Origin of the sequence: Bacillus sp. SRB_8 (assembly GCF_003264205.1) — a bacterium.
Classification (GTDB): Bacteria; Bacillota; Bacilli; order Bacillales; family Bacillaceae_G; genus Bacillus_A; species Bacillus_A mycoides.
The window spans coordinates 244396-258854 of the sequence record NZ_NADT01000026.1; the positions used below are offsets into that span (position 1 = coordinate 244396).

Sequence of the window (14459 nt, forward strand, 5' to 3'; positions counted from 1 at the left end):
AGTATTTAATGTTAAACATTAAACTACTTCAATATACCCCTGTTCTATAATTAGAACAGGGGTATATTGGTTTTATATTTTTAAATTATATAACCTCATTGGATTTTGACAAGAAAATAATTAATATAGATTTGAATTCTCATTCGTAAAGCATGTTTTAATCTTCTTAATGCTCTTTCATTTTTGTCCCAATGCTTGTTTTCAAATCAGTTGATACTTGATCGAAATACCCCAAAACTATCTTCCTAATATCATCGGATATAACGTTCAAATCACTAGCTAAATTTTCAGCAAGGTGTTCTTTCTCTATTTGTGTTAACTTTTCATAAAATTCACCAGGCTGCCCAAAGTCGTCTTTCTTAGTTATAGAAGCTCTTTCAAGTTTTCCTTCAACGTATCTTCCGTCACCGCTAGTTGCTTGATTAGCAGGTGTCCAATCTTGCTGTTGGTTGATCGCTATTTTACGAAATTCAGGTCCAATTCTTCTTCTTTGAGAATCACTATAAATGTTAACACGACCTTGCAGCATTTTATCATCTGATAGTTCTGCACCGTCTAGTAAATTAGAAGGGGAGAAAGCGACTTTTTCTACTTGTTCTTTATAGTTTTCAGGATTTTTATTTAATACCATTTTGCCTACTGGTATAAGAGGATACTCCTTTTCATCCCATACTTTTGTATCATCTAAAGGGTCATAAGAAAGGTTTGTTTCATCTTTAGGATCCATGAGCTGGACATATAAACCATATTCCACTGCTTTACCAGCCTCAATTGTATCGTATAAATCTTTCCCGCTATAATCAGGATTTTCGGCAGCCAGTTTATTTGCTTCCTCACTAGTAATGAATTGTACACCTTCAAATGGATACCAATGATACTTTACGTACTTTCGATAACCTTGAGCATTTCTCCAAACATATGTATTTACACTATGTCCTGGGATGTGGCGAAGACTTTTTGCCGTACCAGCATCAGAGTATAAACGGACAACAAAGTGAATGGATTCGGGTGCTCTAGCAACAAAATCCCAAAATCTATCAGGGTCTATTAAGTTATTTTTAGGTGAAGGCAATAACGCATTAATAGTTTCAGGGAAACGCATCGGATCACGAACAGAAAAGACAGGAAGGTGATTACATAAAAGATCAAATACGCCTTCTTTTGTATAAAATTTTGTAGCAAAACCCCGTACATTTCTAGAAGTATCAGGTGTTCCTTTCGTACTAACAGCTAATGAAAATCGAACCATAACAGGAACTTTCTCATTTGAATTTTGTAAAAAGCTTAGTTTTGTATGTTCAGACATCGGATATATCGTTTGAAAATAACCGAATGCACCAAATCCTTTTGCATGAACAGGTCTTTCTAAAATTTTTTCGTGAATAAATTCTTGTAACGCCTCGTGCAGTACATTATCTTGCTTTAAAATAGGTCCACGTGAACCAACTGTTTGAGAGTGAAGTTTAGCTTGGTCATTACGTTCTCCATTTTCATTAAAGCCTTTTCCTAGTAAAGATTGTCCCTGTTTATCATAGTTTTCATCCATCGATATAGCCTCCAAATCTTTTTTTCCATTGTTACTAAATATGATTTTATAGCCTTGATTATGTATGACACGCAAAGTTCAAAATAGTAACAGACCGCTAGATGAAAAAAACGTGTATGTAGTGGACCTGTTGAAATAGAAGAAATTATGGAAAAATGAATATCGGGAAGAAAATTACTATTACAATTACAATCTTAAAAATGAATTTATACATGACTTTATAGAGAATGAACATAAATAAACAGGGAAAATAACTAGGAGGAATTTAAAATGTCGGATTGGTTTCAATTAGATAAAGAATATATGATGCCTACGTATTGTCGTACGAAGGTTGCAATAGAAAGAGGAGAAGGGTGCAAGCTTTATGATGTGGATGGTAAAGAGTATGTAGATTTATTTTCTGGTGTCGGAGTGAACGTATTAGGGTATAATCACCCGAAAATCGTGCAAACGACAATGGAACAAGTTACGAAATCTCTGCATCTCCCATTTCATTTTTTAAACCCAGTTGCGATTGAGTATGCAAAGAAATTAGTTGATTGCTCTTTAAAAAATGGAAAAGTCTTTTTTACAAACTCTGGTACGGAAGCGACAGAAACAACGTTGAAATTAATTGATAAATATAGAGTGAATACGCATGAGGAACGTGAAGGAATCGTAGTGCTGAAGAATAGCTTCCACGGGCGTACGTTAGGGGCACTTCATTTTACGAGACAAGAAAGTGTATATCAAAATTTCCCTAAAACATCGATTCCAGTATATGAAGTAGAGCGCGAGAATATAGAGCAATTAGAAGAAACAATTGTTAAAGAAAATCCAATTGCGATTATGCTAGAGCCTGTATTAGGTAGCGGGGGGATATACCCTTTATCGGGTGAATATTTACATGGTGTTCAAAACTTATGTGATAAATATAATGTCATTCTTATCGTTGATGAAGTTCAAAGTGGTATGGGGAGAACTGGTAAACTATTTGCTTATCAAAATTTCAATATTACACCGGATATTATTCAAATTGGTAAGGGAGCAGGAGGCGGGATACCGCTTGGCGGAATTATTGTAGGTGAAAAGTTATGTGACGTATTTGCACCAGGAGATCACGGCACAACGTTTGCTCATTCTTCAATGGGAACGGCTTTAGGGTTAACGGTTTTAAATACATTGATTGACGATGGTTTAATGCAAGAAGCGTATGAAACATCACACTATCTAAATGATAAATTGCAAGAAATTCAGAAAGAAAATTCTTATTATATTCAGGAAGTACGTCATGCTGGAATGATGTTTGGAATTAGTTTGAATGATAAGAATGAAAATGTTAAGAAATTACAGGTGGAGCTAATGGAGAAAGGAATGTTAGTTGATGTTACACAAGGGAACATCATCCGTTTACTTCCTCCATATATAATTACTAAAGAAGAAATTGATGCATTTATTTATGAGTTTATCTCCTGTATTCATAGCTTATCAGCTATAGCGAGTGTTTAAAAAACTTTATAAAAAAGCACCTTATTTTTAATTCAAATAGGAAGAAAATAGGGGTGAAAAAAATAAATTTAGATATTAAAATAAAAAGCTGAAAAAGGTACTCGTATAGCTCCTTCTTCAGCTTTTTAAAATAGTAAATTACTTAATCTAGGAAGCATCTCGTTGGACAAATAATTAATTATGTGAAACAATAATAACAGATAAGGAGACGTTGCTTTTCCTTAAGTGCTTCGTATTGAATTTATTCTAGTAAGAGAAGGTGTGCTTAAAGAAGTTAAATTAAATAAGGGGCTGTTTTACTATATGCAACAAAATAATGATTTAAATTTTGAACCTCAAGACGTTAATATTGTCAATTCTAAACAAGCGAAAAAAGCAGTTATTGCTACTGGCATTGGGAATGCAATGGAGTGGTTTGACTTTGGATTATACGCGTATTTAGCGGTAATATTAAGTCAATTATTCTTCTCAGGTGTGGATAATAGTGGTTTGCAACTTGTACTAACATTTGGTACATTTGCGGCGGCCTTTCTCGTTCGACCAATCGGAGGTATTTTCTTTGGTAGAATAGGAGATAAATACGGCCGAAAGATTGTTTTAAGTACAACTATTATTTTAATGGCACTTTCTACATTATTCATCGCATTACTACCAACCTATGAACAAATTGGTGTATGGGCACCAATACTACTTTTAATTGCTCGAATGATTCAAGGCTTCTCTACAGGCGGCGAATATTCAGGAGCAATGGTTTATATCGCAGAATCTTCTCCAGATAAAAAGCGTGGTATACTCGGTAGTGGTCTTGAAATTGGAACACTCTCAGGTTACATTGCTGCCTCGGTAATTGTTACCATTTTGACGTTATTATTAACAGATGAGCAAATGCTCAGCTGGGGATGGCGTATTCCTTTCTTAATTGCTGCACCAATTGGTTTGGTCGGTTTATATTTACGACGTCATTTAGATGAATCTCCAATCTTTCAAGAGATGGAAAAAGCACAAGAGGAATCTGAAGACAACGAACAATTTTCATTTATGGATATATTAAAATATCACAAAAAAGACTTCTTATTAAGCACAGTAATTGTTGCCTTCTTTAACATTACAAACTATATGATCCTTTCGTATATTCCTTCTTATTTAACACAAGTACTAAAAGTCAAAGAAACAACTGGCTTATTAATTATTTCAATTACGATGGCACTTATGATTCCACTGGCACTTTATTTCGGTAAATTAAGTGATAAAGTAGGTAATAAACGCGTAGTACAAATTGGTTTACTTGGTTTAGCATTATGTTCAATTCCAGCATTTTTATTAATTGGTAACGGACATATTGTAGCCATGTTTGCGGGTATTTTCATTTTAGGTTTCTTCCTTAGTGTTTATGAAGGAACATTGCCTTCGTTATTACCAGCACTCTTTTTCACCGATGTACGTTATCGTGCGCTTTCTATCTCCTTTAATATTTCTGTATCTATATTCGGTGGTACAACACCGCTCGTATGTTCATACTTAGTTCATGCTACTGGTAATCCACTGGCACCAGCATTTTATTTAACAGGTGTAAGTGTAATTGGATTAATTGTGTTTAGTGTACTGTTTGTCACAACCTCAGGACGTGCACTAAAAGGTTCTTATCCTACTGTAGAATCGAAAAAAGAAGCACATCAAATTGCTAAAGAGGATCCTGAAGAAACACTTTGGTGGCATGAAGAATCTTTAGAAATTGAAGCAGGAAAAAAAGCATAATTTGTGAAAAGCAACGTGGACTTTTACACAAAAAGACTCCTAGTTTAATAGGAGTCTTTTTGTATACATCATTTTCTCTTCTTCTTCAAACTCTTCTGATACGCATAAAGCTTATGAACCTCTTCCTTAAATTCATGCAGAAGTACAGTGTTTTCACCATTTGAATAACGCACTGCATTATACGCGTCTATAATAATATGACTCTGAATATTTACCTCTTCTTCATCATTAATTCTTTCTAGCCAAGCTTCAACAGTTTCTCCTCGTTCTCGGTTTAAAGGAGGAGATAGCTTACTCTCGAGTTTGAAAATTTCTTTCCGAATTTCGTTATTTGGTGATTTATTTCGTTTGAAGCGTTTTTGGCTAATGCCTTCTTTATCAGTAATGATTGTAGATTCAAAGACAGGCATATTTGGTAAACTTAAATGTTTTCGTTTTTTTACTATTTTCCAAACGACGTAAATAGCGATGGCTGTACATGCTATTATTGTAATGCTATTTATGAGAGTTGGATCAAAAGGACGCTGCCCCAGTTCCTCTTTAATTTGAGGATCTTTTAAATTTCCTTTATTCGACCAAAAGTCGTCTGTATCTTTTAATGCAGCTGCCGAGAACAATGGATTTAAAGCATAACCAAATCCTAAGGCAACTACTTGTATGATATAAGAAAAAAGAAGCCGAATATAAGGAAATACCGGAATAAGTAAAGCGCTAATTATTCCAATCGTAATAATAGAAGTGAAACGTAATAGCTGTTGATTACGATTGGAACCTGTTAACCAAAATGTAATCATAATGTGTAAAGTTAATAGTAACAATTTCCACAATGACGGAAAGGGGGCATAAAATATAGATGAAACGACAAACCATACAATACCGCCTAACGATTTTTGTACTGGATATCCCGGTCCAACAGAGTGTACGATAAAGAAAAACAGTGGTAATAATATTGTGCCTAAAATAGAGAAAGGTAGAAATAAAGAACAACCGATTATTTGAATAACTAACAGTAGTACAAAACCTGTTGTTTTTTTCTTCATAAATTTATGAATAAGAAATATTCCTACATAACCGGTCACTAAAAATATAGCAATACCAACTAGTTCGTCCCTTTCTGTTAATAATGAAAGAAGGAGGAGCAGAATAAAGTCATTAACGTGATAGAGCCAAGTTTTCAAGCTTTTCCACCATCCCTTCATTATTAATGAGGAACGTAGGCTGAGATAGAAGAGGGAGCTCCTTTTTCTGCAAACCAATGTATATCATTGTAGATGAGCGTTCCCTTTTTCTCGTTACATAGTGAAGAAATCCTTGTTTCGGAAGTAGCGTACTATCATCTGAAATACGTGCTAATTCTTCTAACGCTTTGGCGTAATGTGTTTGTCCTTCGTTTAATGGTAAAAGCAAAGGGCCACCTTCTGCTAAAACGCTAATAAATAACTCAAACGGAATTTGATGCTTCGTTGCGTATTGGCAAATGTATGTTGTAAAAGAAATAAGGTCTTCTACATTCTCTTTCCAACCAAACCCACGATCAGCAGCTAAAGAAAGACAAATTGTCCAACTATAATTTTTTACAGGTTCATATTGCTTCGCTTGTAACGCCTGCATTTTAGCAGATGCTTTCCAATGAATAGAGCGGAAAGATTCACGTTCATATCGTTTAACACCGATAATAGATGTTTCATCATTGTAAAAAGAGAAATTCGTTCGATACGAACCTGTTAATAGTTGCTGAAGTTCTTGTAAACCGGCTACCTCTTTAGGAGAAGGGTACACAATAATTTCAGTCTTTAACTTATCGAAAACAGGTAAATGTACAGTTAAAAGATGAAAAGGATCTTTTAAAACACATTCGAACTGTTCAATTTGAAACACACCACGCTTCGTTGCGGTTAATGTTAAATCCCATTTTTGTGCTGAATGAGCAGGTTGTGAAAATGGGAAAGAAAATAACGTTTTCGATATTTGTTCAATCCCTTGATCTTTATGCGGTATAAGGGAAGAATCTAAATGAAAATAACAAACACCATTAACGAGTGGTATATTTGCCCCATTTTTTAAATGAATAAAAAACTGTCCAGATTCATCAGGGAAAAGCCGAGTTGTTTGTTTCTCGTTTATTACTTGAAACTTTTTCTCTATGTAAGCGACATATTTATAAATAAAAATCGCAAATAAATAGTAGAAGAAAAAGAGAAACATAATAATTCGTTGCGGCAGAAAAAACGTAAATAGTATAGCGCCTGGCACAGTTAATTGAATAATATGGAGCTGAAAAAATAAAGGTACAGTTACAACGCGCTGTCCATTCATGCTTGTTCAATCTCCACAGGTACGTCTACTTCTTTTAAAATCCTTTGCATTAATTCATTTTTTGTCGTACGTAAAGCTCCTTCCATTGACAAGACGATACGGTGATTCCAAACAGAAGGAACTAAAAATTGTATATCTTCAGGCGTGCAATATTCTCTCCCGCGTAAAAAGGCTAATGCTTGAACGGCACGTACTAAAGCTAATGTGGCACGCGGGCTTACACCATTGGCAATGTAATCATGATTTCTTGTAGCGTGAGCAAGCTTAATAATGTAATGTTCTAACGGTTCTGATACGAAAATTTCTTTCACTTGTTTCTGTGCTTCTAAAATGTCTTCTAAAGAAATGACAGATGTGACGCTTTCTAACGGTGCATTGTTACGAAAACGGCGCATCATTTTTAATTCATCTTCAGGAGACGGATAACCAATTGAAATCGTCATTAAAAAGCGATCAAGCTGTGCATCTGGAAGAGGGAAAGTTCCTTGTGATTCAATCGGGTTTTGCGTCGCAATAACAAAGAAAGGTTTCGGAAGAGGAGTAGACTGCTTTTCAAGCGTTACTTGTCGTTCTTCCATCGCTTCTAACAAACTAGATTGTGTTCTCGGCATCGCACGGTTAATTTCATCCGCAAGTAATATGTTTGTCACGACTGGTCCAAGTCTTAACTCGAATTCACTAGTTTTTGGATTGAAATATTCAATACCTGTTACATCACTCGGAAGTACATCAGGGGTAAATTGAACGCGAGAAAAATTACCACCAATGCTTTTAGAAATTGTTTTTGCTAGTAATGTTTTCCCGGTGCCAGGAACGTCTTCAAGCAGTACATGTCCATCAGCAAGCAGTGAAACGAGGAGTAAATCAATTACATTTTCCTTACCGACAAAAACAGATCCTATGTTTTCTTTTAATTTATTTATCATATGTATCATTCCTTTCAAAATAAAAGTGGATATTTCTATATTTTAACAAATTATTCAGAAAATTGGTATTATTTTTTAATCCGAAGAAATAGATATTTAATTTTAATATTACACTTGCATATTTTGGAATATGATTATACAATATCGTTATACGATGTATCGCAAGTCGATATATCATGAAGCGATGTATCGGAGGTAGTTATAATGAATGCGAAAGCGAAAAAATATATTCCGTTAACTGAGGCAACTTATTACATATTATTGTCACTTGTGAAGCCAATGCATGGTTACGGAATTATGCAAATGGTAGAAGAGATGACAAATGGGGAAGTAAAACTCGGTCCTGGTACTTTATATGGGAATACGACGAAGTTACTAAAAGAGAAGTTAATTGTTGAAGTTGCCTCTACAGACAGAAAGAAGTGCTACGAGTTAACACCATTTGGTAGAGAAGTGTTAGAGCTAGAGTATAACAGACTGCAGAGATCTGTAAGGAATGGAAACAGTATATTAGGGGAGTGAATGGAAGATGGAGACAAAGAAGATATTCAAACCTTTCGCGGTATGGAGCGTAGAAAAAGAAGAAGCTTTTTTACGGAATATGCACCAACAAGGCTGGGCATTACAAAAATATAATATAATGTATACATTTAAGAAAACTAAGCCGAAAGATGTAGTATATAAAGCGGATTTCAGATTGGATTATAAAGATTCAAAAGAAAAACAAAAAGAATATATTGATATATATGAAATGTGTGGGTGGAAACATGTAACGAGTTTTGCAAAATGGAATTATTTTTGTAAAGAGGTAGAAGATGATAATGAGTTACCTGACATTTACTCAGAAAAAGAGACGAAGGTACAAAAAATGAAGGAATTACTACAATTTTTTGCATTTATTTCAATAACTATATTACCCTCAATGTATAATGCATTTTTAAGTTCAACAGAATCAAGAGTGCCAATTTGGGCGAAAGTTATGCTGGGGTTTGTTGGTTGTATGTATATGTATCTCTTTATAAGGATCTCTTGGAAAATTAAGAAATTGAAAAACGAAATATTATAACAAAGAGTGGATTTTTAAAGAAGATGATATGATTATCGGAATCATCTTCTTTAATTTTTATGTAATTCTATTTTGTTCGTTCTTTTTTACACAATAAAAAACTATATATTTAAGACATAGAATTAACAGTTACAAAGATAATCCCAGTAACAATACCTAAAAAAATCATAAATGAAGAAGAAACGATTAATAATAATGAACTACCGATTAATACTATTTTATTAGAGTTTTGATGTTTAAAGTGGTAATAAAGTAAAAAGCCGCAAACAGTAGAAATAATCCATATAGCTAGACCGTAAGGAGTCGAGATCTTCTTCCAATCGAAGATCCAAAAGTAAAAATGACTATGTGACAAGTTAATAGTAGAAATGTAGATGGAATCATTAACTTTTTATTTAAAATCATTTGTTTCACCTCTTTTATGTAAGTATTACCAGAAGGGTGTGGAGTTTCAAATATAATAAGGAAGAAATACATTTTTTATTACCGTATTAAACGGAAAAATCCCTTATAGAAAAATCTATTTCCATAAGGGATAGTAACGATTTTATGAGAAAGACTGATTTTGCGCAGGTTTTATAAATTGCTCTGGGTTTTCAACAAGCCCGCATACAGCACATTGGACGCGATAAGTAGGTCCTTGATAAGCCATATGAAAAGCATTCATCGTTTCGTTTGTGTATTCTTCTTCTACTTGACCAGTTTGTGGATTTAATTTCACTGGTTTTACTTGTTGCTCAAGAATATTAAAGCGAGTTCGGTTCGTTTTACAGCTTGGACATAGCATTGGTTCCATATGTATACACCTCCATTTTTAGCATTTCTTAAGCGGTATGATTTTATGCACATAGTTTTATGATCACGTAGAAAAAACTTTCTCAACATAAATAGGTGTATATTATATTTAAAATTCAGAAAAAATAAAATATAATAAATGTAAGAACTGGTTATGTCCAAACCAAATCTCCTGTTTTATGCCAATAAGCTGGGGGCCGAGAAATCGGCCTCATTTTTTTGTGCTCATCTCTATAAGGTACAAGGTTTTTAAAAACATTTGTCGAATTTTTAGAGGTGAAGGTTAAGGGGGAATAATTATGAACTTAAAAATGAAATACATTATTTTATATGTAGAAAAGTTTGAGCAATGTCTTCAGTTTTATAAAGAAATTTTAAGATTGCCAATAAGAGCAGAGCACGGTACATATATTGAATTTGAAACAGGAGCAACAATTTTAGCGATGAATACACGAGAGGATGTTAAGGAGTTAACGGGACTACCTCTTACAGAAGGTGTACTACAATCTTCTCATTTTGAGTTAGGGTTTGTTGTAGAAGATGTAAAGGGAACGATTGAGAAATTAAAAGAACAAGGGGTTAAAGTTCTAGTTGAGCCAATCGTAAAACCGTGGGGACAAACAATTGCTTACATTGCCGATCCAGACGGTAATTATATTGAAATTTGTAGTTCATTAGAATAGAAGGAGAAAAAGAGGATGGGGTTTCCAAAATTAGAAACAGAACGTTTACTATTAAGAGAACTTACACTATTAGATGCAGAAGCGATGTTCCATTATTTTTCAAAAGAATCCGTTATTCGTTATTTCGGAATGGACTCTTTCGAAAATATTGAGCAAGCGAAAACGACTATTCAAACGTTTAGAAAGCGTAATGAAGAGGGAAGCGTATTTCGCTGGGGAATAGAGAAGAAAGGCACGGATCAATTAATTGGTACGTGTGGGTTTCATTTAATTAACAAGCATCATAAACGAGCTGAAATTGGTTATGAGCTAGATGATACATATTGGGGACAAGGATACGCAACCGAAGCACTGCAAGCAATGTTAGCTTACGGATTTGAAACATTGCACTTAATAAGAATTGCAGCTGTCGTATATATAGAAAATGAAGCTTCCCGTAATTTATTAAAAAAAGCAGGGTTTCAAGAAGAAGGATTACTTCGGAAATATATGATTCAAAATGATGTTGCTCATGACACGGTCGTTTATTCATTATTGAAAGAAGATTGGCAAAATTAATGAGCACAAATGAAATAATGAAAGTTATTAAGGAACAAAATGATGAGCGATTTATACTAGGTATAGACGGACTAAGTCGTTCGGGTAAAACAACGTTGGTTAAAAAATTAGAAGAAAATATGAAACGCAATGGAATCCCGTTTCATATTTTTCATATTGATGATCACATTACCGAGCGGAATAAGCGATATCATACTGGATTTGCAGAGTGGTATGAGTACTACAACCTTCAATGGGATATCGATTGGTTGCTGCGAAACCTTTTTCAAAAGTTACAAAGCGACATTGAATTAGAATTACCTTTTTATCATGATGAAACAGATTCATGTGAAATGAAAGAAATACAGCTTCCTTTAGTAGGTGTAATAATTGTAGAAGGCGTTTTTCTGCAGCGAAAAGAATGGAGAGATTTCTTTCATTATATGGTGTATTTGGATTGTTCAAGAGAGACAAGGTTTCTACGTGAAAGTCCAGAAACGCAGAAGAACCTTTCAAAATTTCAAAGTAGGTATTGGAAAGCTGAGGAGTATTATTGGGAAGCGGAATCGCCGAGGGATAGGGCAGATTTAGTAATTACAAAATGAAGCTAAGTATCAAGAAATGCATGGAAAATTTGATAGCAAGATGAAAACCGCATTATCAGAGGGGAAAATGAAAGATCTTACGCCTGTAATGTTAAGCGATAATAAAGTTGTTTAAAAAATAATAAAATCCTTTGAAAAATAATAAAGTTCTTTAATTCTTATAGAACTAACCATGCAGGTTAGCTCTATAAAAAAATTTCAATTTATTACAAAGGGTAGAAAAGCATAATTTTTCAAAGGCAAAGCAAGAATGGGTATATTATGGAATGGTAGACAATAAGTTTTGTGGAGCAAACTGTCATCTATGTTGCCATGAAAGAGTTTAAATGGCATGAACTACAATTTGTAGGGCAGTTTATGAGTTCACAACAAAGAGAACGTTATAATATCATATTAAAATAAGAGAGGGATAGAACATGCCATTCCATATAGGTAGTGCAAGAGCAGGTTTTACTAAGGTAAGTGGTACAGGAGAAGACTTAGGGGTAGGTGCATTCTATAAGTATTTAGGATACAGAGAAAACGGTAAAGATGTAATGGAACGACACGAAGCTTATGTTGAGGATATTCATGTAGAAACTGTAACGAAATACGGTAAAGTATACTGGAATACGATTGATAGTGAACTAGAATATGCAAAAAAAAGATTAGTGAACTAGGATATACAGAAAAGGAAACTCTTAGAGATGGATTACTTAGGGCAGATAGATGTTTGAGTGACTATGGTTACGCTATAAAATAGTAGACTTTAGGAGAAATAAATCTATTTAAAAGGGGTATCAAGGATGGGGAAATTCAAGAAAGACCAAAAAGTAGTTGCACTTACATTTGAGGGGTTAACGCCATGTACCATTGTAAGAGTTGGTTGGATTTTTATTACGGTACAGGTAGAGGAAACAAAACATCTGTATTCGATTACAAAAGGTAAGATAGTTCCTTTAGAAGAAGACAAATACTACTTATTAGAAGAGTGTATAAATGAAGAAGGTAACTTTGAAATAGGCGATGTGTTTGGTATTATTGATTCATCAAACTTAGAAAGTGTAAAGAAAGAATTTGCTAACAACGGTGAATTCGAGAAGAAAGATGGGCAATATTATACAAGACTTAAAACAGGTAGTGAGTTACTGAAACAATACTTCAACTAATATCTCACAAAGGGGTATGCAATATGATTGAGATGAAACAGGTAAAAGTAGGGAGAGACCAAAAGGAGTCTCTTTTTGTTTTAAATGGTGAAGGTGACATTATATTAAATACAGAGAAAAGGTCCATCTTAAACAGTTGGTGTAATCTATTAGGGATAGAGATACCGACTAATGTAAAAATAACAGAAGTAGACAATGTACATATAACTACATATCAAGTAGAGAAGACTGTCATGTGTAAGGAATTTATAGATAAGAAAGAAGTACCTTTAGGGGTATCTCCTTGTCTAACCTTTGTACCTATGAAAGACTGTGATGAATACATGGAAGTAATTGCTTACGTACATATTGACGAGAAAGTCACAACAATCTATATACCGCATGAAACTTCAAATGCATTTGTAGAGTTGTATACAGGAGAAGTAGACACTAGTGTAAAGTTACCATTTTTAAATTATAATTTCTAATTTCTAATAGGAGGGTAGGAACATGATTCCAAATATAGAACTAGGTATCAAAACGGTAAAGGGTCAAGACTTAAAATTAGGTGATATATTAAGTGCAGATAGGTTAATAGACACAGTTGTAGTAATAGACGAAGAAGGTAACTTACATACACAAGTAAATAGTGAACCATCAATGGCATTCGAGTTAGAAGGTTTTATCATAGTAGAGTGAAAATGACCTAATTTTGATATTTACGGACATATTTCAAGTGGGAAAATATGCTCAACTCATCCTATCAATAATTACAATGGTATTATCTGCTTACATTTGCTTGAACAAAAAGATGAAATGAGGCTTTCGATAAAAGTGAATAATCTTATTTATGTTAGGTATATAGACTAATAAAAAAATTTTATATTTTATTATTGGGAGGACGAAATAATGGATTTGGTAAACAAATTTTTAAACGGCTTGAGAGCAGCATTATCAACAGATGATCTCGAGGCACTAAATAAAGCGTACGGTGCTACAAAAGATGATATTGATACATTAAGGTCAGAATATCCAAATTGTCCAGAATCACTAATCTCTTTACTTGAAAATATTGATGGTACATATTGGCGGAAATATGGAGAAAACAAAGTTGCGGTATGTATTTTAGGCTCAGATGTTGAAGAGTATCCATATTATTTGCTTTCTACACAGCAGATGCTCGAAAGTTCAAAAGAAGAAGAAGACGTCTCCTATCTTTTAGAATACCAAGATGACGAGGATACTGTTGATTCTAAGATAAATCCAAAAGGACTTCTCCCTGGCACTTATATTCGTTTTTCAGACTGTATGAACAATGGTGGAACATCAAGACTCTATATTGATTTTAACCCTTCTGATGAAGGTGTATGTGGTCAAATAATTCGTTTTTTGCACGACCCTGATGAATATGAAGTGATTGCAAACAGCTTTGATGAGTATTTACAGGATCTTATTGATGGTGATTTTAATTTTCTAGAAGAAGAATCTCAATAATTTGTGAAGAATTACACTTCAACTAATGGGAGCTTTAGTTGAACAAGATTTAAACAAATTTATTATTTATATTTGTCTACAAACTCATTTAAAAGGTTAGAAATTAAACAACTTTAAAGAG

The 14459-nt window shown here is 33.8% G+C and carries 16 protein-coding genes and 3 pseudogenes; 13 read left to right on the forward strand and 6 right to left on the reverse strand.

The features are described from left to right. Positions 1 to 166: 166 nt before the first annotated feature. Entirely contained in the window at positions 167 to 1546 is a 1380-nt protein-coding gene (locus tag B5P40_RS23000) for a catalase (RefSeq protein WP_113709956.1), read from the reverse strand. A 270-nt stretch (positions 1547 to 1816) separates the two neighbouring features. Here B5P40_RS23000 and B5P40_RS23005 point away from each other — a divergent pair, with 270 nt between their 5' ends. Together B5P40_RS23005 and B5P40_RS23010 are read left to right on the forward strand one after the other, a co-directional pair. Next, complete coding sequence (locus B5P40_RS23005; RefSeq protein ID WP_002032900.1) at positions 1817 to 3034, forward strand: aspartate aminotransferase family protein; 1218 nt, start codon at positions 1817 to 1819, stop codon at positions 3032 to 3034. A 303-nt stretch (positions 3035 to 3337) separates the two neighbouring features. Beyond that, positions 3338 to 4789 carry an MFS transporter gene (locus B5P40_RS23010; protein ID WP_012261183.1) on the forward strand — a complete coding sequence of 484 codons (1452 nt, stop codon included), beginning with the start codon at positions 3338 to 3340 and terminating at the stop codon, positions 4787 to 4789. Between the two features lie 68 nt (positions 4790 to 4857). Here the strand turns inward: B5P40_RS23010 and B5P40_RS23015 are convergent, their stop codons facing one another. From B5P40_RS23015 to B5P40_RS23025, 3 genes are read right to left on the reverse strand one after another with little or no spacing between them, the layout of a single operon-like run. Then, on the reverse strand, positions 4858 to 5967 hold the full coding sequence (locus B5P40_RS23015; RefSeq protein WP_113709957.1) for a DUF4018 domain-containing protein: 1110 nt from the start codon (positions 5965 to 5967) through the stop codon (positions 4858 to 4860). Continuing rightward, positions 5942 to 7105 (reverse strand): DUF58 domain-containing protein, encoded by a 1164-nt coding sequence (locus B5P40_RS23020; protein ID WP_016101150.1) that lies wholly within the window; start codon positions 7103 to 7105, stop codon positions 5942 to 5944. The genes B5P40_RS23015 and B5P40_RS23020 overlap by 26 nt, the downstream gene beginning before the upstream one ends. After that, positions 7102 to 8031, reverse strand: a complete 930-nt coding sequence (locus tag B5P40_RS23025) for an AAA family ATPase (RefSeq protein ID WP_113709958.1) — start codon at positions 8029 to 8031, stop codon at positions 7102 to 7104. Before B5P40_RS23025 ends, B5P40_RS23020 begins: the two co-directional genes overlap by 4 nt. 204 nt (positions 8032 to 8235) lie before the next feature. On the opposite strand from B5P40_RS23025, the gene B5P40_RS23035 reads away from it, so the two are divergent. Both B5P40_RS23035 and B5P40_RS23040 read left to right on the forward strand, forming a co-directional pair. After that, positions 8236 to 8553 (forward strand): PadR family transcriptional regulator, encoded by a 318-nt coding sequence (locus B5P40_RS23035; protein ID WP_098238245.1) that lies wholly within the window; start codon positions 8236 to 8238, stop codon positions 8551 to 8553. Between the two features lie 7 nt (positions 8554 to 8560). Beyond that, a complete protein-coding gene (locus B5P40_RS23040) occupies positions 8561 to 9097 on the forward strand; it encodes a DUF2812 domain-containing protein (RefSeq protein ID WP_016120425.1) in 537 nt (178 codons plus the stop codon). A gap of 109 nt (positions 9098 to 9206) precedes the next feature. Here B5P40_RS23040 and B5P40_RS33735 read toward each other — a convergent pair. Together B5P40_RS33735 and B5P40_RS23050 are read right to left on the reverse strand one after the other, a co-directional pair. Further along, positions 9207 to 9502, reverse strand: a pseudogene (locus B5P40_RS33735) (hypothetical protein). Between the two features lie 142 nt (positions 9503 to 9644). Continuing rightward, positions 9645 to 9893, reverse strand: a complete 249-nt coding sequence (locus B5P40_RS23050) for a hypothetical protein (protein WP_000433610.1) — start codon at positions 9891 to 9893, stop codon at positions 9645 to 9647. Positions 9894 to 10191: 298 nt separating this feature from the next. On the opposite strand from B5P40_RS23050, the gene B5P40_RS23055 reads away from it, so the two are divergent. The 9 genes and pseudogenes from B5P40_RS23055 to B5P40_RS23090 all read left to right on the forward strand — a co-directional run bounded on the left by B5P40_RS23055 (position 10192) and on the right by B5P40_RS23090 (position 14338). After that, positions 10192 to 10575, forward strand: coding sequence for a VOC family protein (locus tag B5P40_RS23055; RefSeq protein WP_002013534.1), 384 nt, complete (start codon positions 10192 to 10194; stop codon positions 10573 to 10575). Positions 10576 to 10590: 15 nt separating this feature from the next. Further along, on the forward strand, positions 10591 to 11133 hold the full coding sequence (locus B5P40_RS23060) for a GNAT family N-acetyltransferase (RefSeq protein WP_113709959.1): 543 nt from the start codon (positions 10591 to 10593) through the stop codon (positions 11131 to 11133). Continuing rightward, positions 11133 to 11717 (forward strand): kinase, encoded by a 585-nt coding sequence (locus B5P40_RS23065; RefSeq protein ID WP_113709960.1) that lies wholly within the window; start codon positions 11133 to 11135, stop codon positions 11715 to 11717. The genes B5P40_RS23060 and B5P40_RS23065 overlap by 1 nt, the downstream gene beginning before the upstream one ends. Then, positions 11707 to 11808: pseudogene (locus B5P40_RS34425) on the forward strand (DUF3887 domain-containing protein); the annotation flags it as partial. The gene B5P40_RS23065 and the pseudogene B5P40_RS34425, both read left to right, overlap by 11 nt. 325 nt (positions 11809 to 12133) lie before the next feature. Next, positions 12134 to 12459 (forward strand): annotated as a pseudogene (locus B5P40_RS23070) (hypothetical protein). Positions 12460 to 12502: 43 nt separating this feature from the next. Continuing rightward, positions 12503 to 12865, forward strand: coding sequence for a hypothetical protein (locus B5P40_RS23075; RefSeq protein WP_002032883.1), 363 nt, complete (start codon positions 12503 to 12505; stop codon positions 12863 to 12865). A 23-nt stretch (positions 12866 to 12888) separates the two neighbouring features. Beyond that, positions 12889 to 13332, forward strand: a complete 444-nt coding sequence (locus tag B5P40_RS23080) for a hypothetical protein (RefSeq protein WP_113709961.1) — start codon at positions 12889 to 12891, stop codon at positions 13330 to 13332. A gap of 22 nt (positions 13333 to 13354) precedes the next feature. Next, on the forward strand, positions 13355 to 13543 hold the full coding sequence (locus tag B5P40_RS23085; RefSeq protein ID WP_113709962.1) for a hypothetical protein: 189 nt from the start codon (positions 13355 to 13357) through the stop codon (positions 13541 to 13543). A gap of 210 nt (positions 13544 to 13753) precedes the next feature. Continuing rightward, positions 13754 to 14338 (forward strand): SMI1/KNR4 family protein, encoded by a 585-nt coding sequence (locus B5P40_RS23090; RefSeq protein WP_113709963.1) that lies wholly within the window; start codon positions 13754 to 13756, stop codon positions 14336 to 14338. Positions 14339 to 14459: the final 121 nt, after the last annotated feature.

Coding starts and splice junctions, on each gene's coding strand:
- B5P40_RS23080 (WP_113709961.1), top strand. CDS start 12,889: ATGATTGAGATGAAACAGGTAAAAGTAGGGAGAGACCAAAAGGAGTCT.
- B5P40_RS23005 (WP_002032900.1), top strand. CDS start 1,817: ATGTCGGATTGGTTTCAATTAGATAAAGAATATATGATGCCTACGTAT.
- B5P40_RS23050 (WP_000433610.1), bottom strand. CDS start 9,893: ATGGAACCAATGCTATGTCCAAGCTGTAAAACGAACCGAACTCGCTTT.
- B5P40_RS23060 (WP_113709959.1), top strand. CDS start 10,591: ATGGGGTTTCCAAAATTAGAAACAGAACGTTTACTATTAAGAGAACTT.
- B5P40_RS23035 (WP_098238245.1), top strand. CDS start 8,236: ATGAATGCGAAAGCGAAAAAATATATTCCGTTAACTGAGGCAACTTAT.
- B5P40_RS23025 (WP_113709958.1), bottom strand. CDS start 8,031: ATGATAAATAAATTAAAAGAAAACATAGGATCTGTTTTTGTCGGTAAG.
- B5P40_RS23065 (WP_113709960.1), top strand. CDS start 11,133: ATGAGCACAAATGAAATAATGAAAGTTATTAAGGAACAAAATGATGAG.
- B5P40_RS23040 (WP_016120425.1), top strand. CDS start 8,561: ATGGAGACAAAGAAGATATTCAAACCTTTCGCGGTATGGAGCGTAGAA.
- B5P40_RS23010 (WP_012261183.1), top strand. CDS start 3,338: ATGCAACAAAATAATGATTTAAATTTTGAACCTCAAGACGTTAATATT.
- B5P40_RS23000 (WP_113709956.1), bottom strand. CDS start 1,546: ATGGATGAAAACTATGATAAACAGGGACAATCTTTACTAGGAAAAGGC.
- B5P40_RS23075 (WP_002032883.1), top strand. CDS start 12,503: ATGGGGAAATTCAAGAAAGACCAAAAAGTAGTTGCACTTACATTTGAG.
- B5P40_RS23090 (WP_113709963.1), top strand. CDS start 13,754: ATGGATTTGGTAAACAAATTTTTAAACGGCTTGAGAGCAGCATTATCA.
- B5P40_RS23055 (WP_002013534.1), top strand. CDS start 10,192: ATGAACTTAAAAATGAAATACATTATTTTATATGTAGAAAAGTTTGAG.
- B5P40_RS23085 (WP_113709962.1), top strand. CDS start 13,355: ATGATTCCAAATATAGAACTAGGTATCAAAACGGTAAAGGGTCAAGAC.
- B5P40_RS23020 (WP_016101150.1), bottom strand. CDS start 7,105: ATGAATGGACAGCGCGTTGTAACTGTACCTTTATTTTTTCAGCTCCAT.